Below are 21,859 nucleotides of genomic sequence, written 5' to 3'. Positions count from 1 at the left end.
CGGGCCCAGGCCTGCTAGAATCGCGTCCTTTTTCAAGACACCCGTTGAAACCCTATGCGTGATCCAGCCCCTTCTGACACACAAAAGAAGCGCGTCATCGTCGGCATGTCCGGCGGCGTGGATTCTTCCGTTTCCGCCGTTCTGCTCATGGAGCAGGGTTATGAGGTGGAAGGCCTGTTCATGAAGAACTGGGAAGAAGACGATGGAACGGAATATTGCACCGCCATGGACGACCTGGCAGATGCCCAGGCCGTGTGTGACAAGATCGGTATCAAGCTGCACACCGCCAACTTCGCCGCCGAGTACTGGGACAATGTGTTCGAGCACTTCCTGGCTGAATACAAGGCCGGTCGCACGCCGAACCCGGACATCCTGTGCAACCGCGAAATCAAGTTCAAGGCGTTCCTCGACTACGCCATGATCCTTGGCGCCGACCTGATTGCCACTGGCCACTACGTGCGCCGTCGCGACATCGATGGCCGTACTGAACTGCTCAAGGGCCTGGACCCGAACAAGGACCAGAGCTACTTCCTACACGCTGTTGGCGGTGAACAGATCGCCAAGACCCTGTTCCCGGTGGGCGAGCTGGAAAAACCCGAAGTTCGCAGGATCGCCGAGAAACACGGCCTGGCTACCGCGAAGAAAAAGGATTCCACCGGGATTTGCTTTATCGGCGAGCGCCGCTTCAGCGACTTCCTTAAGCAATACCTTCCGGCGCAGCCGGGTGAGATCAAGACCACCGAAGGTGAAGTGATCGGCCGTCACCACGGCCTGATGTACCACACCATCGGCCAACGCCAGGGCCTGGGCATCGGCGGTTTGAAAGACGCCGGTGAAGAGCCGTGGTATGTGCTGGTCAAGGACCTGGAAAACAACGTGCTGATCGTCGGCCAGGGTAATGAACACCCGCTGCTGTTCTCGGGCGCGCTGCTGGCCTCGGAGATCTATTGGGTCAACCCGATCGACCTGAGCACCCCGCGCCGCCTGACTGCCAAAGTGCGCTATCGCCAAAGCGACCAGCCCTGCACCCTGGAAAAAACGGCGACAGGCTACCGCGCCACCTTTGATGACCCGCAACGTGCGGTCACTCCTGGCCAGTCGGTGGTGTTCTATGACGGCGAAATTTGCCTGGGCGGCGGCGTGATTGAAGTCGCGCAAGCCTGGAGCAACCCGGCATGAGCCCTACCCAAGAGCAATTGACGGCACTCGGCGGGGTATTTCTCTCCGCCGTGCTCGTGGACAAGATCGCCAAGACCGGCCAGGTCACCGAAGCCGGCCTGACTTGCATGCTCGGCAGCCTGCTGATCCGCGACCCCAAGGACACCCTGGAAGTCTACGGCGGCGACGACCTCGCACTGCGTGAAGGTTACCGCGCCCTGATCGGCGCCCTGGAGCGCGACCCCAGCACCCTGCAGCGCGAGCCGCTGCGCTACGCCCTGTCGATGCTCGGCCTCGAGCGCCAACTGGCCAAGCGCGAAGACATGCTGGAAACCATCGGCAAACGCCTGCCACAGATCCAGTCTCAGGTAGAACACTTCGGCCCGGCCCACGAAAACGTGATCGCCGCCTGTGGTGCGCTGTATCAAGACACCTTGAGCACTTTGCGCCAGCGGATCCAGGTTCACGGCGACATGCGCAACCTGCAGCAACCGAACAACGCCTCGAAAATCCGCGCCCTGCTTCTGGCCGGTATTCGCTCGGCGCGGTTGTGGCGCCAGTTGGGCGGCCATCGCTGGCAGCTGGTGATCAGCCGTCGAAAATTGCTCAAAGAGCTTTACCCGTTGATGCGCAACGAATAAGTCGCAGCAAAGGGCTTTTTTCAAGCCGTTACGCGTAATACGCCGGTCAGTTGGCGACGGACCGGCGGATTTTTTCATGTATGATACGCGCCCCATTTCGTTGCCCGACTGTCCGAGAACACCCCATGCAGCTCTCTTCGCTCACTGCGGTTTCCCCTGTTGACGGCCGCTACGCCGGCAAAACCCAGGCCCTGCGCCCTATTTTCAGCGAATACGGCTTGATCCGTGCTCGTGTTCTGGTTGAAGTGCGCTGGCTCCAGCGCCTGGCCGCTCATCCCGCCATCAGCGAAGTGCCGGCGTTCTCTGCCGAAGCCAACGCTGTGCTCAACACGCTGGCGGAAAACTTCTCCCTGGAGCACGCCGAGCGTGTGAAAGAGATCGAGCGCACCACCAACCACGACGTCAAAGCCATTGAATACCTGCTCAAAGAGCAGGCGGCCAAGCTGCCGGAACTGGCCCAGGTCAGCGAGTTCATCCACTTTGCCTGCACCAGCGAGGACATCAACAACCTGTCCCACGCCCTGATGCTGCGCGAAGGCCGCGATGACGTGATGCTGCCACTGATGCGCCAGACCGCCGAAGCTATCCGCGAACTGGCCATCCGTTTCGCTGACGTGCCAATGCTGTCGCGCACCCACGGCCAGCCGGCTTCGCCGACCACGCTGGGCAAAGAACTCGCCAACGTGGTGTATCGTCTGGAGCGTCAGATTGCTCAAGTCGCTGCCGTACCATTGCTGGGCAAGATCAACGGCGCCGTCGGCAATTACAACGCGCACCTGTCGGCCTACCCTGAGATCGACTGGGAAGCCAACGCCCGCGCCTTCATCGAAGACGAGCTGGGCCTGGGCTTCAACCCTTACACCACGCAGATCGAGCCCCACGACTACATCGCGGAGCTGTTCGACGCCATTGCGCGCTTCAACACCATCCTGATCGACTTCGATCGCGATATCTGGGGCTACATCTCCCTGGGCTACTTCAAGCAGCGCACCATTGCCGGTGAAATCGGTTCGTCGACCATGCCGCACAAGGTCAACCCGATCGACTTCGAAAACTCCGAAGGCAACCTCGGCATCGCCAACGCCCTGTTCCAGCATCTGGCCAGCAAGCTGCCGATCTCCCGCTGGCAGCGCGACCTGACCGACTCGACCGTACTGCGCAACCTCGGCGTGGGTTTTGCCCACAGCGTGATCGCGTACGAAGCCAGCCTCAAAGGCATCAGCAAGCTGGAGCTCAACGCGCAGAAAATCGCCGCTGATCTGGACGCATGCTGGGAAGTGCTGGCCGAGCCGATCCAGACCGTGATGCGTCGCTACAACATCGAAAACCCGTACGAGAAGCTGAAAGAGTTGACGCGCGGCAAGGGCATCAGCCCTGAAGCGCTGCAAACTTTCATCGACGGCCTGGACATGCCAGCCGCCGCCAAGGCCGAGCTGAAACTGCTCACCCCGGCCAACTACATCGGCAACGCGGTAGAGCAAGCCAAGCGCATCTGATCATCGCAAGACCCTTGAGACGCCCGGCCGCGCCGGGCGTTTTTATTCCAGTCTGAAAAGTGCTTTCTTTCAATAGGTTACACATGAATCCTGACATCCCTCTTCAACTTCTGGGCGGCATCACGGCACGGGAATTCCTGCGCGACTACTGGCAGAAAAAACCACTGCTGATCCGTCAGGCCATCCCTGATTTCGAAAGCCCGATCGACGCCGACGAACTGGCCGGCCTGGCCTTGGAAGAAGAAGTCGAATCGCGCCTGGTGATCGAACACGGCGAGCGCCCGTGGGAACTGCGTCGCGGCCCGTTCGCCGAAGACGCCTTCGGCAGCCTGCCTGAGCGCGAGTGGACCCTGCTGGTGCAGGCGGTCGACCAGTTCGTTCCGGAAGTGGCCGAGCTGCTGGAGCAGTTCCGCTTTCTACCAAGCTGGCGCATCGACGATGTGATGATCAGCTTCGCCGCGCCTGGCGGCAGCGTTGGTCCGCACTTCGACAACTACGATGTGTTCCTGCTGCAAGCCCAAGGCAAGCGCAACTGGAAGATCGGCCAGATGTGCAACTCCGAAAGCCCGCTGCTGCAACACGCCGACCTGCGCATCCTCGCCGAATTCGAAGAAACCGCCGAATGGGTACTCGAACCGGGCGACATGCTCTATCTGCCGCCACGCCTGGCACACTTCGGCATCGCCGAAGACGACTGCATGACCTACTCGGTCGGCTTCCGTGCGCCGAGCGCCGCCGAAGTGCTCACGCACTTCACCGATTTCCTCGCCCAATACCTGACGGATGAAGAGCGCTACACCGACGCCGACGCGCAGCCGGTCAGCGACCCGCATCAGATCCAGCGCGACGCCCTCGACCGCCTCAAGAGCCTGCTGGCCGAGCACATGAGCGACGAACGCATGCTACTGACCTGGTTCGGCCAGTTCATGACCGAACCGCGCTACCCAGAACTCGTCGCCGGCGAAGAGTTGGGCGAAGAAGACTTCATCAGCACCCTGCAAGACGGCGCGATTCTGGTACGCAACCCAAGCGCGCGCATGGCGTGGTCGGAAGTGGACGACGACGTGCTGCTGTTTGCCAGCGGCCAGAGCCGCTACCTGCCCGGCAAGCTGCGTGAACTGTTGAAACTGGTGTGCTCCGCAGATGCGTTGCACAGCGAAAACCTGGGTGAGTGGCTCGCCGACGAAGACGGCCGCGACCTGCTGTGCGAGCTGGTCAAGCAAGGCAGCCTGGGATTTGCCGATGAATAAAATTCACGTAAGTGTCGCGGACTGGCAAAAGGATATCGCCGAGATTCGGCGCATTCGTGAAGCGGTATTTATCGCTGAACAATCGGTTCCACCCGAGTTGGAGTGGGACGCGGATGACGCTGGTGCGATGCACTTCCTGGCGTTCGAAGGCGACTTTCCAATCGGCACCGCTCGCCTGCTGCCCAGCGGCGAGATCGGCCGCGTATCGGTCCTCAAGGACTGGCGCGGCCTGAAGGTTGGCGACAAGCTGATGGAAGCGGTGATTGGCGTGGCCGAGCAACGCGGCCAGACCAAACAGTTCCTCAGCGCGCAGGTCTACGCAGCGCCGTTTTATGAGCGGTTGGGCTTCAAGATCGTCAGCGATGAGTTCCTGGAAGTCGGGATTCCCCATGTTGATATGGTGCGTGGGGGCTGATCCCTGCTTAAGGGCTTGTCTGTGGTGAGCGGGCTTGCCCCGCGCTGGGCTGCTTAGCAGCCACAAAACCAAACGCCGCGTTCTTTCTGAAAGAACGCGGCGTTTTTTATAGGGGCCGCTACGCAGCCCAGCGCAGGGCAAGCCCGCTCACTACACGCCAGGCCGACAAACTGGCACTATCAAGCCTAAATGACTCGCAGAGATAACGGACATGTCCCTACGCACCCTGCTCACCGCCCTCCTCCTGGCCGTCAGTTGCTCGACAATGGCCGACACCGAAGTCGTCAACCTGAACAACCGCACCAGCGCCGATCTATTGCCGGTGGCGCAGAATTTCATCGGCAAGGACGGCACCGTCAGCGCCTACGGCAACCAACTTATTGTTAACGCCGATCCCAGCAAGCTCCAGGACCTGCGCGCATTTATTGCACAACTGGACACACCGGCCAAGCGCCTGCTGATTACTGTAGACACCAACGAAAACAACCAACAGAACAGTGGCGATAGCCAAACCCGCATCATCAACTACGGTACTGCCAGTCGCGACGGCGGCATCCAGCAGATCCAGGCCAGCGAAGGCGTGCCTGCGCTAATCCAGGTCGGCCAGAGCGTGCCACTGACCACCACCCAACCAGACGCCTACGGCCGCCCGCAGAACCAGACCCAATACCGCAACGTCACCCAGGGCTTCTACGTCACTGCCAGCGTCACCGGCGAGACCGTGCATCTGGCGATCAGTACCAACCGTGACCGCATGAGCCAGGAACGTCCCGATGTAGTGAATGTACAAAGTACCGACACAACCGTCAGCGGGCGTCTTGGCGACTGGATCCCCCTGGCCGGCATCAACCGTGAAACCCAAGCCGACAAATCCTCTACAACCCGCAGCTACTCTACCCAGGGCCGTGATGACCTGACGTTGCGGGTCAAGGTCGACACCCTGAACTGAAGCACCAAAAACTGACTGATGAGTCGTATTAGACTAAAGATGTAGTGCCATAAAAAAAGCACTACAAAACATTTGACGATCCAAAAAAGCATGGGCATGATGGCCTCGCTCCCGCTAATCAGGGGCCCTGGCAAGGGCCTTCGGATCGTCGCTCTAAGCTACCCACCTGAGCCGATTCGTGTCTGTACCGCCCACAAGGTGTGTTTGACGAGGTTGCGACTGGAACGAAGTTGTCCCGAGGGACGGAAGCTAACCAGGTAACCCGGCAACATGCTGCAGAATACCCAAGGGCCCACGATGCCCGAAGACCGTTCTCGGCCAGCCTTTACCTGCCCCCTCTCGATCATCGTTCACCGTCGCCTTCCCCGTCGAACCTGACTTGACCACCTATGCTTCTGGTCAGCGAGCAGCCATACCCCGCAACGATTGCGCGGCTGGCAAATGGATCTTTCCACCTAGACCTATGCGACGAGGTTTTTCCCCATGGCACTGACACGCGAACAGCAAATTGCAGCCCTTGAAAAAGATTGGGCTGAAAACCCACGCTGGAAAGGCGTAACCCGCGCTTATTCCGCTGCTGACGTCGTCCGCCTGCGTGGCTCGGTTCAACCTGAGCACACCTTTGCAAAACTCGGCGCCGAGAAGCTGTGGAACCTGGTCACCCAAGGTGCCAAGCCTTCCTTCCGCCCCGACAAAGATTTCGTCAACTGCATGGGCGCCCTCACTGGCGGCCAAGCAGTCCAACAGGTAAAAGCCGGCATCCAGGCGATCTACCTGTCCGGCTGGCAAGTGGCAGCGGACAACAACTCCGCTGAATCCATGTACCCCGACCAATCGCTGTACCCGGTTGACTCCGTGCCGACCGTAGTCAAGCGCATCAACAACTCGTTCCGTCGTGCTGACCAGATCCAGTGGAAAGCCGGCAAAGGCCCAGGCGATGAAGGCTACATCGACTACTTCGCGCCAATCGTAGCTGACGCCGAAGCCGGCTTCGGCGGCGTACTGAACGCCTATGAGCTGATGAAGAGCATGATCGAAGCAGGCGCCGCGGGCGTTCACTTCGAAGACCAACTGGCTTCCGTGAAGAAATGCGGCCATATGGGCGGCAAGGTACTGGTTCCAACCCAGGAAGCTGTACAGAAGCTGACCGCTGCCCGTCTGGCGGCTGACGTTGCCGGCACGCCGACCATCATCCTGGCCCGTACCGACGCCAACGCAGCAGACCTGTTGACCTCCGACTGCGACCCGTACGACCAACCATTCGTTACCGGCGAACGCACCCAGGAAGGTTTCTACAAGGTACGCGCCGGCCTCGACCAGGCCATCGCCCGCGGTCTGGCCTACGCACCGTATGCCGACCTGATCTGGTGCGAAACCGCCAAGCCGGATCTGGACGAAGCGCGTCGCTTCGCCGAAGCGATCAAGAAGGAATACCCGGACCAACTGCTGTCCTACAACTGCTCGCCTTCTTTCAACTGGAAGAAGAACCTGGACGACGCGACCATCGCCAAGTTCCAGCGCGAACTGTCCGCCATGGGCTACAAGCACCAGTTCATCACCCTGGCCGGCATTCACAATATGTGGCACAGCATGTTCAACCTGGCGCACGACTACGCCCGCAACGACATGACCGCCTACGTGAAGCTGCAGGAGCAGGAATTCGCTGACGCCTCCAAAGGCTACACCTTTGTGGCGCACCAGCAGGAAGTGGGTACTGGCTACTTCGACGACATGACCACCGTGATCCAGGGCGGCACCTCGTCCGTGACCGCGCTGACCGGGTCGACTGAAGAAGAGCAGTTCCACTGATCGATGTGAGTACACAGCCACTGCGGACCCGTTAAAGAGCTAACCGCAGTGCTGCACGACAATCACGCCCCGACTGGTTCGGGGCGTTTTTTTGCCTGAGATATCTGCCCCGGGCCAATGAGAATCCAAATGTGGGAGGGGGCTTGCCCCCGATAACGGTGGATCAGCAACAGCGTTATTGACTGACACTCAGCCATCGAGGGCAAGCCCCCTCCCACAAGGGAACGCACGCAACCTGAAGATTTTGTACAAAACCTTGATCCAGAGCGGTATTCGCTGCGGATAAATCGGTTAAAAGATCCGCTCCGGCAACTTGCGCCAATCAAACAAGTAACGGCAACTTACCCCGCCACATGAGAAACAATCGCTTAAACCCCGCGCAAACAATATTCATTATCATTTAGACCATGAAAACTTCGTTACTGGTTAAACAAAACATAATTGATCAAATGCCCGCTAATCCCCGCCCCGCAAGGGCTACAGCCCCAAGAAGGTGCACTATGTCCTTATTCCATCGAATAATTTCGCTATAGGAATTTTACTTGCCCGGTGTTTAGCCATAAAATCACCGCGATTGACTGCGCTGCGACATATCGTCACTGCATCATTACTTTTTCGAGCTCAGAGACCTTTGCTCTCTGTTAAGGATTTCCAGCATGACCGAAGCGACAGGACTCATGGCCCACAACTGGGGCTTTGCCATTTTCCTCCTCGGTGTTGTCGGCCTTTGCGCCTTCATGCTCGGTGTTTCCAGCCTCCTCGGGTCAAAAGCCTGGGGCCGCAGCAAAAACGAACCGTTCGAGTCGGGCATGCTACCTACAGGTGGCGCCCGCCTGCGGCTCTCAGCCAAATTCTATCTGGTCGCGATGCTGTTCGTGATCTTCGATATCGAAGCCCTCTTTCTCTTTGCCTGGTCTGTGTCCGTCCGCGAAAGCGGCTGGACCGGATTCGTCGAAGCTCTCGTTTTCATAGCAATTCTGTTGGCAGGCCTTGTCTACCTATTTCGAGTGGGCGCCCTTGACTGGGCTCCGGAAGCTCGTCGTAAGCGGCAAGCGAAGCTGAAACAATGAGGCTTTGGCGATGCAATACAATCTCACCAGGATCGACCCGGATGCTCCTAACGAGCAGTACCCCATCGGCGAACGGGAAACCGTTTCCGATCCGTTAGAAGACCAAGTCCACAAAAACATCTACATGGGCAAACTCGAAGACGTGCTGAGTGGCGCGGTCAACTGGGGGCGTAAAAACTCCCTGTGGCCGTACAATTTCGGCCTTTCGTGCTGCTACGTGGAAATGACCACCGCCTTCACGGCGCCCCACGACATCGCGCGCTTTGGCGCCGAAGTTATCCGGGCATCACCGCGCCAGGCGGATTTCATGGTTATCGCCGGAACCTGCTTCATCAAGATGGCGCCGATCATTCAGCGTCTCTACGAGCAAATGCTCGAACCGAAGTGGGTTATCTCCATGGGTTCGTGCGCCAACTCCGGTGGCATGTACGACATCTACTCAGTGGTCCAAGGGGTGGATAAGTTCCTGCCCGTGGACGTCTACGTGCCTGGCTGCCCGCCCCGCCCTGAAGCATTTCTGCAAGGCTTGATGCTGTTGCAGGAATCGATTGGCAAGGAGCGTCGTCCGCTTTCCTGGGTCGTCGGCGATCAAGGCGTTTACCGCGCCGAGATGCCCTCGCAAAAGGAACAGCGCCGCGAACAGCGAATCGCAGTCACCAACCTGCGCAGCCCTGACGAAGTCTGATCCAGCCCGCTTCTTTTATAGAACGAACACCTGGCTTCATTCTTTACGTTGACCGAAAGCGATAAAAAACCATGACTACAGGCAGCGCTCTGTACATCCCGCCTTATAAGGCAGACGACCAGGATGTGGTCGTCGAACTCAATAACCGTTTTGGCCCTGACGCCTTCACCGCCCAGGCCACACGTACCGGTATGCCGGTGCTGTGGGTGGCGCGCGCCAAGCTCGTCGAAGTCCTGACCTTCCTGCGTAACTTGCCCAAGCCGTACGTCATGCTTTATGACCTGCATGGCGTGGACGAGCGTCTGCGCACCAAGCGCCAGGGCCTGCCAAGCGGTGCCGATTTCACGGTGTTCTACCATCTGATGTCGCTGGAACGTAACAGCGACGTAATGATCAAGGTTGCCCTCTCCGAGAGCGACCTGAGCGTCCCGACCGTAACCGGTATCTGGCCGAACGCCAGCTGGTACGAGCGTGAAGTGTGGGACATGTTCGGTATCGACTTCCCCGGCCACCCGCACCTGACGCGCATCATGATGCCGCCCACGTGGGAAGGTCACCCGCTGCGCAAGGACTTCCCTGCCCGCGCCACCGAATTCGACCCGTTCAGCCTCAACCTCGCCAAGCAACAGCTTGAAGAAGAGGCTGCGCGCTTCCGTCCGGAAGACTGGGGCATGAAACGCTCCGGCACCAACGAGGACTACATGTTCCTCAACCTGGGCCCGAACCACCCTTCGGCTCACGGTGCCTTCCGTATCATCCTGCAACTGGATGGCGAAGAAATCGTCGACTGCGTGCCGGACATCGGCTACCACCACCGTGGCGCCGAGAAGATGGCCGAGCGTCAGTCGTGGCACAGCTTCATCCCGTACACCGACCGTATCGACTACCTCGGCGGCGTGATGAACAACCTGCCGTACGTGCTCTCGGTCGAGAAGCTGGCCGGCATCAAGGTCCCGGACCGCGTCGACACCATCCGCATCATGATGGCCGAGTTCTTCCGGATCACCAGCCACCTGCTGTTCCTGGGTACCTATATCCAGGACGTCGGCGCCATGACCCCGGTGTTCTTCACATTCACCGACCGTCAGCGCGCCTACAAGGTCATCGAAGCCATCACCGGTTTCCGTCTGCACCCGGCCTGGTACCGCATCGGCGGCGTGGCCCACGACCTGCCGAATGGTTGGGAGCGCCTGGTCAAGGAGTTCATCGACTGGATGCCCAAGCGTCTGGACGAGTACCAAAAAGCCGCGCTCGATAACAGCATCCTCAAGGGCCGTACCATCGGCGTCGCCGCCTACAACACCAAAGAGGCCCTGGAATGGGGCGTCACCGGTGCAGGCCTGCGCTCGACTGGCTGCGACTTCGACCTGCGTAAAGCGCGCCCATACTCCGGCTACGAGAACTTCGAGTTCGAAGTGCCGGTGGCCGCCAATGGCGATGCCTACGACCGTTGCATCGTGCGCGTCGAAGAAATGCGCCAGAGCCTGAAGATCATCGAACAGTGCATGCGCAACATGCCGGCCGGCCCGTACAAGGCGGATCACCCGCTGACCACGCCGCCGCCCAAAGAACGCACGCTGCAGCACATCGAAACCCTGATCACGCACTTCCTGCAGGTTTCGTGGGGCCCGGTCATGCCGGCCAACGAATCCTTCCAGATGATCGAAGCGACCAAGGGTATCAACAGTTATTACCTGACGAGCGATGGCGGCACCATGAGCTACCGCACCCGGATTCGTACTCCAAGCTTCCCGCACTTGCAGCAGATCCCTTCGGTGATCAAAGGCGAGATGGTCGCGGACTTGATTGCGTACCTGGGTAGTATCGATTTCGTTATGGCCGACGTGGACCGCTAAGCATGAACAGCACGCTTATCCAGACAGACCGTTTCACCTTGAGTGAAACCGAGCGCTCGGCCATCGAGCACGAGCTGCATCACTACGAAGACCCGCGCGCGGCGTCGATCGAAGCCCTGAAGATCGTTCAGAAGGAACGTGGCTGGGTGCCGGACGGCGCCCTCTACGCCATCGGCGAGATTCTCGGCATCCCTGCCAGCGACGTTGAAGGCGTGGCTACGTTCTACAGCCAGATCTTCCGCCAACCGGTGGGCCGTCACATCATTCGCGTGTGCGACAGCATGGTCTGCTACATCGGTGGTCACGAATCCGTGGTCAGCGAGATCCAGAACAAACTGGGCATCGGCCTGGGCCAAACCACTCCGGACGGCCGCTTCACGCTGCTGCCGGTGTGCTGCCTGGGCAACTGCGACAAGGCGCCGGCGTTGATGATCGACGACGACACATTCGGTGACGTGCAGCCTGCTGGCGTGACCCAATTGCTTGAGGGCTACCCATGACCCTTACATCTTTCGGCCCAGCCAACCTGATCAAGCGTTCGCCTGAGACCCATCCTCTCACCTGGCGCCTGCGTGACGATGCCGAGCCGGTATGGCTCGATGAGTACCAGGCCAAGAACGGCTACGCCGCTGCGCGCAAAGCCTTTGCCGACATGGCCCAGGACGACATCGTCCAGACCGTGAAAGACGCCGGCCTCAAAGGCCGCGGCGGTGCAGGCTTCCCCACGGGCGTGAAGTGGGGCCTGATGCCCAAGGACGAGTCCATCAATATCCGCTACCTGCTGTGCAACGCGGATGAAATGGAGCCGAACACCTGGAAAGACCGCATGCTGATGGAGCAACTGCCCCATTTGCTGATCGAAGGCATGCTGATCAGTGCCCGCGCGCTGAAAACCTATCGTGGCTATATCTTCCTGCGTGGCGAATACACCACCGCCGCCAAGCACCTCAACCGTGCCGTGGAAGAAGCCAAGGCTGCTGGCCTGTTGGGCAAGAACATCCTGGGTTCCGGCTTTGATTTCGAACTGTTCGTGCACACCGGCGCCGGGCGTTACATCTGCGGTGAAGAAACCGCACTGATCAACTCCCTCGAAGGGCGCCGCGCCAACCCGCGCTCCAAGCCCCCCTTCCCCGCCGCCGTGGGCGTATGGGGCAAGCCAACCTGCGTCAACAACGTTGAGACCCTATGCAACGTGCCGGCGATCATCGCCGACGGCGTGGACTGGTACAAATCGTTGGCCCGTGAAGGCAGCGAAGACATGGGCACCAAGCTCATGGGCTTCTCCGGCAAGGTCAAGAATCCTGGCTTGTGGGAGCTGCCATTCGGCGTTACCGCACGTGAGCTTTTCGAGGACTACGCCGGCGGCATGCGCGACGGCTACACCTTGAAGGCCTGGCAGCCAGGCGGCGCTGGTACCGGTTTCCTGTTGCCCGAGCACCTCGACGCACAAATGTATGCCGGCGGCATCGGCAAGGTGGGCACCCGGATGGGTACTGGCCTGGCGATGGCGGTGGACAACACCGTGAACATGGTCTCGCTGCTGCGCAACATGGAGCAGTTCTTTGCCCGTGAATCCTGTGGCTTCTGCACCCCATGCCGCGACGGTCTGCCGTGGAGCGTCAAGCTGCTGATGGCCCTGGAAAATGGCGAAGGCCGTGAGGGTGACATCGAGACCCTGTTGGGTCTGGTCGGTTTCCTCGGCCCAGGCAAGACCTTCTGTGCTCACGCACCGGGCGCCGTGGAGCCATTGGGCAGCGCAATCAAATACTTCCGCTCGGAGTTCGAAGCCGGTATTGCGCCTACCAGCGCCGCCGTCCCGCCTCTGGCAAGGCCGATCGTAGTCGGCGCGTAACGCTTTAAAAGGCGAAGGGTCCGTGCCCTTCGTCTTCTCATGGGCTGACGCCGTAAAGGCTGTGTTGATGCCCATGAATAACAAGATTCCATTAGCCACGCCCGCTGACAACGGGCCAACGAAGAACTTTGAACCATGGCCACTATCCACGTAGACGGCAAAGCGCTCGAAGTCGATGGGGCGGACAACCTGTTACAGGCATGTCTGTCACTAGGCCTCGACATCCCGTATTTCTGCTGGCACCCCGCACTCGGTAGCGTCGGTGCTTGTCGCCAGTGTGCGGTCAAGCAATACACCGACGAGAACGACACCCGTGGTCGTATCGTCATGTCCTGCATGACCCCAGCCACCGACAACACCTGGATCTCCATCGAAGATGAAGAATCCAAGGCGTTCCGCGCCAGCGTTGTCGAATGGCTGATGACCAACCACCCCCACGACTGCCCAGTCTGTGAGGAAGGCGGTCACTGCCACTTGCAAGACATGACGGTGATGACCGGCCACAACGAGCGCCGTTATCGCTTCACCAAGCGTACCCACCAGAACCAGGACCTCGGCCCATTCATTTCCCACGAGATGAACCGCTGCATCGCCTGCTACCGGTGCGTACGTTTCTATAAAGACTACGCTGGCGGCACCGACCTTGGTGTCTTCGGCGCCCACGACAACGTGTACTTCGGTCGCGTTGAAGACGGCGTGCTCGAAAGCGAGTTCTCCGGCAACCTCACTGAGGTCTGCCCGACCGGTGTGTTCACCGACAAGACCCACTCCGAGCGCTACAACCGTAAGTGGGACATGCAATTCGCCCCGAGCATCTGCCATGGCTGCTCCAGCGGTTGCAACATTTCCCCGGGCGAACGCTACGGCGAACTGCGTCGTATCGAAAACCGCTTCAACGGTTCGGTCAACCAGTACTTCCTGTGCGACCGTGGCCGTTTCGGCTATGGCTACGTCAACCGCAAGGATCGCCCGCGCCAACCACTGCTGGCCGACGGCACTAAGCTGAGCCTGGACGACGCGCTGGATAAAGCCGCCGACCTGCTGCGCGGTCGTAATATCGTCGGTATCGGTTCGCCTCGCGCCAGCCTCGAAAGCAACTACGCGTTGCGCGAACTGGTCGGTGCCGAGCACTTCTACTCCGGCATCGAAGCTGGTGAGCTGGAACGCATCCGTCTGGTCCTGCAAGTGCTGAACGACAGCCCGCTGCCAGTGCCGAACATGCGCGACATCGAAGACCACGATGCCATCTTCGTGCTCGGTGAAGACCTGACCCAGACCGCCGCGCGTATCGCGCTGTCCCTGCGTCAGTCGGTCAAAGGCAAGGCTGAAGAGATGGCCGACGCCATGCGCGTACAGCCGTGGCTGGACGCTGCGGTGAAAAACATTGGCCAGCACGCGCTGAACCCGCTGTTTATCGCCAGCATCGCTGAAACCAAGCTCGACGACATCGCCGAAGAATGCGTCCACGCTGCACCGGACGACCTCGCCCGCATCGGTTTCGCCGTGGCCCACGCCCTGGACGCCAGCGCGCCTGCCGTCGAAGGCCTGGACACTGAAGCCGTCGAACTGGCCCAACGCATTGCCGACGCCCTGCTGGCAGCCAAGCGTCCATTGATCATTGCCGGTACCTCGCTGGGTTCCAAAGCATTGATCGAAGCCGCCGCCAACATCGCCAAGGCCTTGAAGCTGCGCGACAAGAACGGCTCCATCAGCCTGGTCGTGCCGGAAGCCAACAGCCTAGGCTTGGCCATGCTGGGTGGTGAGTCCCTGGACGCTGGCCTGCAAGCCGTGATCGACGGCAACGCCGACGCCATGGTGGTGCTGGAAAACGACCTGTACACACGCACCGACGCCGCCAAGGTTGACGCTGCACTGAACGCCGCCAAAGTTCTGATCGTGGCCGACCACCAGAAGACCGCCACCAGCGACCGCGCTCAGTTGGTATTGCCAGCGGCGAGCTTTGCCGAAGGCGACGGCACCCTGGTCAGCCAGGAAGGCCGCGCCCAGCGCTTCTTCCAGGTATTCGATCCGAAGTACATGGACGCCAGCATCCTGGTTCACGAAGGCTGGCGCTGGCTGCATGCCCTGCGCGCGACCCTGTTGAACCAACCGATCGATTGGACCCAACTGGACCACGTGACCGCAGCCGTCGCCGGCAGCACACCGCAGCTTGCGCGTATCGTCGATGCCGCACCGTCCGCCGCGTTCCGCATCAAGGGCATGAAACTGGCCCGTGAACCGCTGCGTTACTCCGGTCGTACCGCCATGCGCGCCGACATCAGCGTGCACGAACCGCGTACCCCACAAGACAACGACACCGCGTTCGCCTTCTCCATGGAAGGTTACTCGGGGTCAGTCGAGCCGCGTCAGCAGGTGCCGTTTGCCTGGTCGCCGGGCTGGAACTCGCCACAAGCCTGGAACAAGTTCCAGGACGAAGTCGGTGGTCACATCCGCGCTGGCGACCCAGGCACCCGCCTGATCGAAAGCACCGGTGACTCGCTGAACTGGTTCGCAGCAGTACCGCGCCCGTTCAACCCGGCCCAGGGCACTTGGCAGGTTGTGCCGTTCTTCCACCTGTTCGGCAGCGAAGAGAACTCTTCCAAGGCCGCGCCGGTGCAAAGCCGCATCCCAGAAGCGTACGTGTCCGTGGCCAAGTCCGAAGCCGACCGTCTCGGCGTCAACGACGGTGCCGTGCTCAGCCTGAACGTGGCCGGCCAGACTCTGCGTCTGCCGCTGCGTATCAACGAAGCGTTGGGCGCTGGCCTGGTTGCACTGCCTAAAGGCCTCGCCGGCATTCCGCCTGCGATCTTTGGCAAAACCGTTGACGGTCTGCAGGAGGCAGCGCAATGACCTGGTTCACCCCTGAAGTGATCGACGTGATCATCTCGGTCGTCAAGGCCATCGTGATCCTGTTGGCCGTGGTCGTTGCGGGCGCCCTGCTCAGCTTCGTCGAACGTCGCCTGCTGGGCTGGTGGCAGGACCGTTACGGTCCGAACCGCGTTGGCCCATTCGGCATGTTCCAGATCGCTGCCGACATGCTGAAAATGTTCTTCAAGGAAGACTGGACCCCACCGTTTGCCGACAAGGTGATCTTCACCCTCGCGCCGGTCGTGGCCATGAGCGCCTTGCTGATTGCCTTCGCGATCATCCCGATCACCCCGACCTGGGGCGTGGCGGACCTGAACATCGGCTTGCTGTTCTTCTTCGCCATGGCCGGTCTGTCGGTATACGCGGTGTTGTTCGCCGGTTGGTCGAGTAACAACAAGTTCGCCCTGCTGGGCAGCTTGCGTGCCTCGGCGCAGACCGTGTCCTACGAAGTGTTCATGGGCCTGGCGCTGATGGGCATCGTGGTGCAGGTCGGCTCGTTCAACATGCGCGACATCGTCGAGTACCAGGCGCAGAACCTGTGGTTCATCATTCCGCAGTTCTTCGGCTTCTGTACGTTCTTCATCGCTGGCGTCGCCGTGACTCACCGTCACCCGTTCGACCAGCCTGAAGCAGAACAGGAACTGGCCGACGGTTACCACATTGAATATGCCGGCATGAAATGGGGCATGTTCTTCGTCGGTGAGTACATCGGCATCATCTTGATCTCTGCCCTGCTGGTGACGCTGTTCTTCGGCGGCTGGCACGGTCCGTTCGGCATCCTGCCGCAGTTGGCGTTCTTCTGGTTCTTCCTGAAGACCGCGTTCTTCATCATGTTGTTTATCCTGCTGCGCGCTTCCATTCCGCGTCCACGATACGACCAGGTGATGGATTTCAGCTGGCGCTTCTGCCTGCCACTGACCCTGATCAATTTGCTGGTGACTGCTGCCGTTGTGTTGTTGAACACGCCAGCGGCCGCGGTTCAGTGAGGATTTGACCCATGTTCAAATATATTGGCGACATCGTTAAGGGTACCGGTACCCAATTGCGAAGCCTGGTGATGGTATTCGGTCACGGTTTCCGCAAACGCGACACCCTGCAATACCCGGAAGAAGCGGTGTACCTGCCGCCGCGCTATCGCGGCCGTATCGTGCTGACCCGCGACCCCGATGGCGAAGAGCGTTGCGTAGCCTGCAACCTGTGCGCCGTAGCGTGCCCGGTGGGTTGCATCTCCCTGCAGAAAGCTGAAACCGAAGACGGTCGCTGGTACCCGGACTTCTTCCGCATCAACTTCTCGCGCTGCATTTTCTGCGGCCTCTGCGAGGAAGCTTGCCCGACCACCGCAATCCAGCTGACACCGGATTTCGAGATGGCCGAGTTCAAACGTCAGGACCTGGTGTACGAGAAAGAAGATCTGCTGATCTCTGGTCCCGGTAAAAACCCTGATTACAACTTCTATCGTGTTGCAGGTATGGCCGTTGCCGGTAAGCCGAAAGGCGCCGCACAAAACGAAGCCGAGCCGATCAACGTGAAGAGCTTGCTGCCTTAAGGAAGAAAGATGGAATTCGCTTTCTATTTCGCATCGGGTATTGCAGTGGTGTCCACGCTTCGCGTGATCACCAACACTAACCCCGTGCACGCCCTGCTCTACCTGATCATTTCGCTGATCGCCGTGGCCATGACGTTCTTCAGCCTTGGCGCACCGTTCGCCGGTGTGCTCGAAGTGATCGCCTACGCCGGCGCCATCATGGTGCTGTTCGTGTTTGTGGTGATGATGCTCAACCTGGGGCCGGCTTCGGTCGCCCAGGAACGCGTCTGGCTCAAGCCCGGCATCTGGCTCGGCCCGGTTGTCCTCGCAGCGCTGCTGTTGGGTGAACTGCTGTATGTGCTGTTCGCTCACCAGAGCGGCCAGGCCATCGGCCACACCACCGTAGACGCGAAAGCCGTGGGCATCAGCCTGTTCGGCCCGTACCTGCTGGTGGTCGAACTGGCTTCGATGCTGCTGCTCGCGGCAGCCATCACCGCCTTCCACTTGGGCCGCAACGAAGCCAAGGAGCAATGACGATGCCTGCTATCCCTTTGGAGCATGGTCTGGCGGTTGCCGGCATCCTGTTCTGCCTTGGCCTGGTCGGCCTGATGGTTCGCCGTAACATTCTGTTCGTGTTGATGAGCCTGGAAATCATGATGAACGCTGCGGCACTGGCGTTCATCGTTGCAGGTGCACGTTGGGGCCAGCCTGATGGACAAGTCATGTTCATCCTGGTGATCAGCCTGGCAGCCGCCGAGGCCAGTATCGGCCTGGCGATCCTGCTGCAACTGTATCGTCGCTTCCACACGCTTGATATCGACGCTGCCAGTGAGATGCGCGGATGAACATGATCTTTCTGACTTTCGTATTTCCCCTGATTGGTTTCCTACTGCTGTCGTTCTCCCGTGGACGCTGGTCGGAAAACCTCTCGGCCCTGATCGGCGTGGGTTCCATTGGCCTGTCGGCCATCGTGGCCGCCTACGTCATCTGGCAATTCAACGTAGCGCCGCCGGAAGGTGGTCACTACACCCTGGTGCTGTGGCAGTGGATGTCGGTGGAAGGCTTCAAGCCTAACTTCGCCCTCTACGTCGACGGCCTGTCGATCACCATGCTCGGCGTGGTCGTCGGCGTGGGCTTCCTGATCCACCTGTTCGCGTCCTGGTACATGCGCGGTGAAGCGGGCTACTCGCGCTTCTTCTCGTACACCAACCTGTTTATCGCCAGCATGCTGTTCCTGGTGCTCGGCGATAACCTGTTGTTCCTGTACTTCGGCTGGGAAGGCGTGGGCCTGTGCTCGTATCTGTTGATCGGTTTCTACTACAGCAACCGCAACAACGGTAACGCGGCACTCAAGGCATTTATCGTTACCCGCATCGGCGACGTGTTCATGGCCATCGGCCTGTTCATCCTGTTCCAACAGGTGGGCACGCTGAACATCCAGGAACTGCTGGTGCTGGCACCACAGAAATTCCAGGTCGGCGACTTCTGGATCACCCTGGCGACCCTGATGCTGCTGGGCGGCGCCGTGGGTAAATCCGCGCAACTGCCGCTGCAAACCTGGCTGGCGGATGCGATGGCCGGTCCTACCCCAGTGTCGGCACTGATCCACGCCGCTACGATGGTAACTGCGGGTGTCTACCTGATCGCCCGTACCCACGGCCTGTTCACCCTGGCGCCGGACATCCTGCACCTGGTGGGCATCGTCGGCGGCGTGACCCTGGTGCTGGCCGGCTTTGCCGCGCTGGTGCAGACCGACATCAAGCGTATCCTCGCCTACTCGACCATGAGCCAGATCGGCTACATGTTCCTGGCCCTGGGCGTTGGCGCCTGGGACGCGGCGATCTTCCACCTGATGACTCACGCTTTCTTCAAGGCCCTGCTGTTCCTTGCCTCTGGCGCGGTGATCGTTGCCTGCCACCACGAGCAGAACATCTTCAAGATGGGCGGCCTGTGGAAGAAACTGCCGCTGGCCTACGCCAGCTTCATCGTCGGTGGTGCAGCCCTGGCCGCACTGCCACTGGTGACCGCAGGTTTCTACTCGAAAGACGAAATCCTCTGGGAAGCCTTTGCCAGCGGTAACCAGAACCTGCTCTACGCAGGCCTGGTGGGTGCGTTCATGACCTCGCTGTACACCTTCCGCCTGATCTTCATCACGTTCCACGGTGAAGCCAAGACCGAAGCGCACGCAGGTCACGGCATCTCCCACTGGTTGCCACTGTCGGTGCTGATCGTGCTGTCGACCTTCGTCGGCGCGCTGATCACCCCGCCCCTGGCCGGTGTACTGCCGGAAAGCGCCGGCCATGCCGGTGGCGCCGCCAAGCACAGCCTGGAAATCGCCTCGGGCGCCATTGCCATCGCGGGTATCCTGCTGGCCGCGCTGTTGTTCCTCGGCAAGCGTCGCTTCGTGACGGCCGTGGCCAACAGTGGCATTGGCCGCTTCCTGTCGGCCTGGTGGTTCGCCGCCTGGGGCTTCGACTGGATCTACGACAAACTGTTCGTCAAGCCTTACCTGGCTATCAGCCATGTACTGCGCAAAGACCCGCTCGACCAGACCATCGGTTTGATCCCGCGCGCCGCCAAGGCCGGTCACACCGCCCTGAGCCGCAGCGAGACCGGCCAACTGCGTTGGTATGCAGCGTCCATGGCGGTCGGTGCCGTGCTGGTGATCGGCGCCATCGTTGTCGTGGCGGTCTGACCATGTCTATGTACATTGCGAACTTTGCAAACTTGCGAAAGGAAACGAGCCTGTCATGATTCTGCCCTGGCTAATCCTGATCCCCTTCATCGGCGGCCTGCTCTGCTGGATGGGTGAACGCTTCGGCGCCACCCTCCCCCGCTGGATTGCGTTGCTGACCATGTCCCTGGAACTCGCACTCGGCCTCTGGCTGTGGGCCCACGGTGACTATTCATTCGCTCCGGCACCGGGTGTCGATCCGACTTTCGCGCTTGAATTCAAGCACGTGTGGATCCAGCGCTTCGGCATCAACGTGCACCTGGCCCTCGATGGCCTGTCGCTGTTGATGATCCTGCTGACCGGCCTGCTGGGTATCCTCTCGGTACTCTGCTCCTGGAAAGAGATCCAGCGTCACGTGGGCTTCTTCCACCTGAACCTGATGTGGATCCTGGGCGGCGTTGTCGGCGTGTTCCTCGCCCTCGACCTGTTCATGTTCTTCTTCTTCTGGGAAATGATGCTGGTGCCGATGTACTTCCTCATCGCGCTCTGGGGTCACAGTTCTTCGGACGGCAAGAAAACCCGGATCTACGCGGCGACCAAGTTCTTCATCTTCACCCAGGCTTCCGGCCTGATCATGTTGGTGGCGATCCTGGGTCTGGTACTGGTCAACTTCAACAGCACAGGCGTGATTACGTTCAACTACGCCGACCTGTTGAAAACCAAGATGTCCCTGACCACCGAGTACATCCTGATGCTGGGCTTCTTCATCGCGTTCGCGGTGAAGCTGCCGGTGGTGCCGTTCCACTCCTGGCTGCCTGACGCTCACGCCCAGGCACCGACCGCCGGTTCCGTTGACCTCGCCGGCATCCTGCTGAAAACCGCTGCCTATGGCCTGCTGCGTTTCGCGCTGCCGCTGTTCCCGAACGCCTCGGCGGAGTTCGCGCCGATTGCCATGACCCTGGGTCTGATCGGGATCTTCTACGGTGCGTTCCTGGCGTTCGCGCAAACCGACATCAAGCGTCTGATTGCCTTCTCGTCCGTTTCCCACATGGGCTTCGTACTGATCGGCATCTACTCCGGCAGCCAGCTGGCGTTGCAAGGCGCAGTGATCCAGATGTTGGCGCACGGTGTTTCCGCCGCTGCACTCTTTATCCTGAGTGGCCAGTTGTACGAGCGCCTGCACACCCGTGACATGCGTGAGATGGGCGGCGTGTGGTCGCGCATCGCGTACCTGCCGGCGATCAGCCTGTTCTTTGCCGCTGCCTCGTTGGGCTTGCCGGGTACCGGCAACTTCATCGGCGAGTTCCTGATCCTGATGGGTGCCTTCGTGCAAACGCCTTGGATCAGCGCCATTGCTACTTCCGGCCTGGTATTCGGTTCGGTCTACTCGTTGATCATGATCCACCGCGCCTACTTCGGCCCGGCCAAGTCCGACACCGTCCTGAAAGGGATGGATGCTCGCGAACTGATCATGGTGCTCGGCCTTGCGGTGCTGCTGATCTACATCGGCGTGTACCCGCAACCGTTCCTGGACACTTCTGCCGCAACGATGCATGGCGTGCAGCAGTGGTTCGGCACCGCCTTCTCTCAACTCGCTTCGGCCCGGTAAGA

General features: G+C 60.2%; 19 protein-coding genes. All 19 read left to right on the top strand.

Annotated elements, in window-relative coordinates:
- Nucleotides 1-54 precede the first annotated feature (54 nt).
- On the top strand, nt 55-1,179 hold the full coding sequence (gene mnmA / locus ACVWXD_RS07070; RefSeq protein ID WP_032889682.1) for a tRNA 2-thiouridine(34) synthase MnmA: 1,125 nt from the start codon (nt 55-57) through the stop codon (nt 1,177-1,179).
- On the top strand, nt 1,176-1,799 hold the full coding sequence (hflD, locus tag ACVWXD_RS07065; protein WP_027606331.1) for a high frequency lysogenization protein HflD: 624 nt from the start codon (nt 1,176-1,178) through the stop codon (nt 1,797-1,799). Before mnmA ends, hflD begins: the two co-directional genes overlap by 4 nt.
- Before the next feature lie 125 nt (nt 1,800-1,924).
- Nucleotides 1,925-3,295: an adenylosuccinate lyase gene (purB, locus tag ACVWXD_RS07060; RefSeq protein ID WP_032889684.1), complete on the top strand. Its 1,371-nt coding sequence runs from the start codon at nt 1,925-1,927 to the stop codon at nt 3,293-3,295.
- Nucleotides 3,296-3,378: 83 nt separating this feature from the next.
- Complete coding sequence (locus ACVWXD_RS07055) at nt 3,379-4,545, top strand: ribosomal protein uL16 3-hydroxylase (protein WP_032889686.1); 1,167 nt, start codon at nt 3,379-3,381, stop codon at nt 4,543-4,545.
- Entirely contained in the window at nt 4,538-4,960 is a 423-nt protein-coding gene (locus ACVWXD_RS07050) for a GNAT family N-acetyltransferase (protein ID WP_032889687.1), read from the top strand. The genes ACVWXD_RS07055 and ACVWXD_RS07050 overlap by 8 nt, the downstream gene beginning before the upstream one ends.
- Before the next feature lie 211 nt (nt 4,961-5,171).
- Nucleotides 5,172-5,909 carry a secretin N-terminal domain-containing protein gene (locus ACVWXD_RS07045; RefSeq protein ID WP_181643413.1) on the top strand — a complete coding sequence of 246 codons (738 nt, stop codon included), beginning with the start codon at nt 5,172-5,174 and terminating at the stop codon, nt 5,907-5,909.
- Between the two features lie 483 nt (nt 5,910-6,392).
- Nucleotides 6,393-7,718, top strand: a complete 1,326-nt coding sequence (aceA, locus tag ACVWXD_RS07040) for an isocitrate lyase (RefSeq protein WP_010458877.1) — start codon at nt 6,393-6,395, stop codon at nt 7,716-7,718.
- Between the two features lie 656 nt (nt 7,719-8,374).
- Entirely contained in the window at nt 8,375-8,788 is a 414-nt protein-coding gene (locus tag ACVWXD_RS07035; RefSeq protein ID WP_003219575.1) for an NADH-quinone oxidoreductase subunit A, read from the top strand.
- A gap of 10 nt (nt 8,789-8,798) precedes the next feature.
- Complete coding sequence (locus ACVWXD_RS07030) at nt 8,799-9,473, top strand: NuoB/complex I 20 kDa subunit family protein (RefSeq protein ID WP_003174719.1); 675 nt, start codon at nt 8,799-8,801, stop codon at nt 9,471-9,473.
- A gap of 71 nt (nt 9,474-9,544) precedes the next feature.
- A complete protein-coding gene (gene nuoC / locus ACVWXD_RS07025; protein WP_095184439.1) occupies nt 9,545-11,329 on the top strand; it encodes an NADH-quinone oxidoreductase subunit C/D in 1,785 nt (594 codons plus the stop codon).
- Between the two features lie 2 nt (nt 11,330-11,331).
- Nucleotides 11,332-11,829, top strand: a complete 498-nt coding sequence (gene nuoE, locus ACVWXD_RS07020; RefSeq protein WP_003174721.1) for an NADH-quinone oxidoreductase subunit NuoE — start codon at nt 11,332-11,334, stop codon at nt 11,827-11,829.
- A complete protein-coding gene (gene nuoF / locus ACVWXD_RS07015; RefSeq protein ID WP_003174722.1) occupies nt 11,826-13,181 on the top strand; it encodes an NADH-quinone oxidoreductase subunit NuoF in 1,356 nt (451 codons plus the stop codon). Before nuoE ends, nuoF begins: the two co-directional genes overlap by 4 nt.
- A gap of 135 nt (nt 13,182-13,316) precedes the next feature.
- Nucleotides 13,317-16,031: an NADH-quinone oxidoreductase subunit NuoG gene (gene nuoG / locus ACVWXD_RS07010; RefSeq protein WP_032889693.1), complete on the top strand. Its 2,715-nt coding sequence runs from the start codon at nt 13,317-13,319 to the stop codon at nt 16,029-16,031.
- Complete coding sequence (nuoH, locus tag ACVWXD_RS07005) at nt 16,028-17,035, top strand: NADH-quinone oxidoreductase subunit NuoH (protein ID WP_003174724.1); 1,008 nt, start codon at nt 16,028-16,030, stop codon at nt 17,033-17,035. The genes nuoG and nuoH overlap by 4 nt, the downstream gene beginning before the upstream one ends.
- Nucleotides 17,036-17,046: 11 nt before the next feature.
- Entirely contained in the window at nt 17,047-17,595 is a 549-nt protein-coding gene (gene nuoI / locus ACVWXD_RS07000; RefSeq protein WP_003174725.1) for an NADH-quinone oxidoreductase subunit NuoI, read from the top strand.
- A gap of 9 nt (nt 17,596-17,604) precedes the next feature.
- The gene (gene nuoJ / locus ACVWXD_RS06995) at nt 17,605-18,108 is read left to right on the top strand and encodes an NADH-quinone oxidoreductase subunit J (RefSeq protein WP_003174726.1); all 504 of its coding nucleotides are present in this window, start codon (nt 17,605-17,607) and stop codon (nt 18,106-18,108) included.
- A 2-nt stretch (nt 18,109-18,110) separates the two neighbouring features.
- Nucleotides 18,111-18,419, top strand: a complete 309-nt coding sequence (gene nuoK / locus ACVWXD_RS06990) for an NADH-quinone oxidoreductase subunit NuoK (RefSeq protein ID WP_003174727.1) — start codon at nt 18,111-18,113, stop codon at nt 18,417-18,419.
- Entirely contained in the window at nt 18,416-20,269 is a 1,854-nt protein-coding gene (gene nuoL, locus ACVWXD_RS06985) for an NADH-quinone oxidoreductase subunit L (protein ID WP_099601015.1), read from the top strand. The genes nuoK and nuoL overlap by 4 nt, the downstream gene beginning before the upstream one ends.
- Nucleotides 20,270-20,324: 55 nt before the next feature.
- Nucleotides 20,325-21,857 carry an NADH-quinone oxidoreductase subunit M gene (nuoM, locus tag ACVWXD_RS06980; RefSeq protein WP_017527174.1) on the top strand — a complete coding sequence of 511 codons (1,533 nt, stop codon included), beginning with the start codon at nt 20,325-20,327 and terminating at the stop codon, nt 21,855-21,857.
- The last annotated feature ends 2 nt before the right edge of the window (nt 21,858-21,859 follow it).

It is taken from the genome of Pseudomonas sp. TE3911 (assembly GCF_054062775.1).
Note: the sequence above shows the minus strand (reverse complement) of the source record. Positions and strands in the feature narration are given on the sequence as shown.

Coding starts and splice junctions, on each gene's coding strand:
- mnmA (WP_032889682.1), top strand. CDS start 55: ATGCGTGATCCAGCCCCTTCTGACACACAAAAGAAGCGCGTCATCGTC.
- hflD (WP_027606331.1), top strand. CDS start 1,176: ATGAGCCCTACCCAAGAGCAATTGACGGCACTCGGCGGGGTATTTCTC.
- purB (WP_032889684.1), top strand. CDS start 1,925: ATGCAGCTCTCTTCGCTCACTGCGGTTTCCCCTGTTGACGGCCGCTAC.
- ACVWXD_RS07055 (WP_032889686.1), top strand. CDS start 3,379: ATGAATCCTGACATCCCTCTTCAACTTCTGGGCGGCATCACGGCACGG.
- ACVWXD_RS07050 (WP_032889687.1), top strand. CDS start 4,538: ATGAATAAAATTCACGTAAGTGTCGCGGACTGGCAAAAGGATATCGCC.
- ACVWXD_RS07045 (WP_181643413.1), top strand. CDS start 5,172: ATGTCCCTACGCACCCTGCTCACCGCCCTCCTCCTGGCCGTCAGTTGC.
- aceA (WP_010458877.1), top strand. CDS start 6,393: ATGGCACTGACACGCGAACAGCAAATTGCAGCCCTTGAAAAAGATTGG.
- ACVWXD_RS07035 (WP_003219575.1), top strand. CDS start 8,375: ATGACCGAAGCGACAGGACTCATGGCCCACAACTGGGGCTTTGCCATT.
- ACVWXD_RS07030 (WP_003174719.1), top strand. CDS start 8,799: ATGCAATACAATCTCACCAGGATCGACCCGGATGCTCCTAACGAGCAG.
- nuoC (WP_095184439.1), top strand. CDS start 9,545: ATGACTACAGGCAGCGCTCTGTACATCCCGCCTTATAAGGCAGACGAC.
- nuoE (WP_003174721.1), top strand. CDS start 11,332: ATGAACAGCACGCTTATCCAGACAGACCGTTTCACCTTGAGTGAAACC.
- nuoF (WP_003174722.1), top strand. CDS start 11,826: ATGACCCTTACATCTTTCGGCCCAGCCAACCTGATCAAGCGTTCGCCT.
- nuoG (WP_032889693.1), top strand. CDS start 13,317: ATGGCCACTATCCACGTAGACGGCAAAGCGCTCGAAGTCGATGGGGCG.
- nuoH (WP_003174724.1), top strand. CDS start 16,028: ATGACCTGGTTCACCCCTGAAGTGATCGACGTGATCATCTCGGTCGTC.
- nuoI (WP_003174725.1), top strand. CDS start 17,047: ATGTTCAAATATATTGGCGACATCGTTAAGGGTACCGGTACCCAATTG.
- nuoJ (WP_003174726.1), top strand. CDS start 17,605: ATGGAATTCGCTTTCTATTTCGCATCGGGTATTGCAGTGGTGTCCACG.
- nuoK (WP_003174727.1), top strand. CDS start 18,111: ATGCCTGCTATCCCTTTGGAGCATGGTCTGGCGGTTGCCGGCATCCTG.
- nuoL (WP_099601015.1), top strand. CDS start 18,416: ATGAACATGATCTTTCTGACTTTCGTATTTCCCCTGATTGGTTTCCTA.
- nuoM (WP_017527174.1), top strand. CDS start 20,325: ATGATTCTGCCCTGGCTAATCCTGATCCCCTTCATCGGCGGCCTGCTC.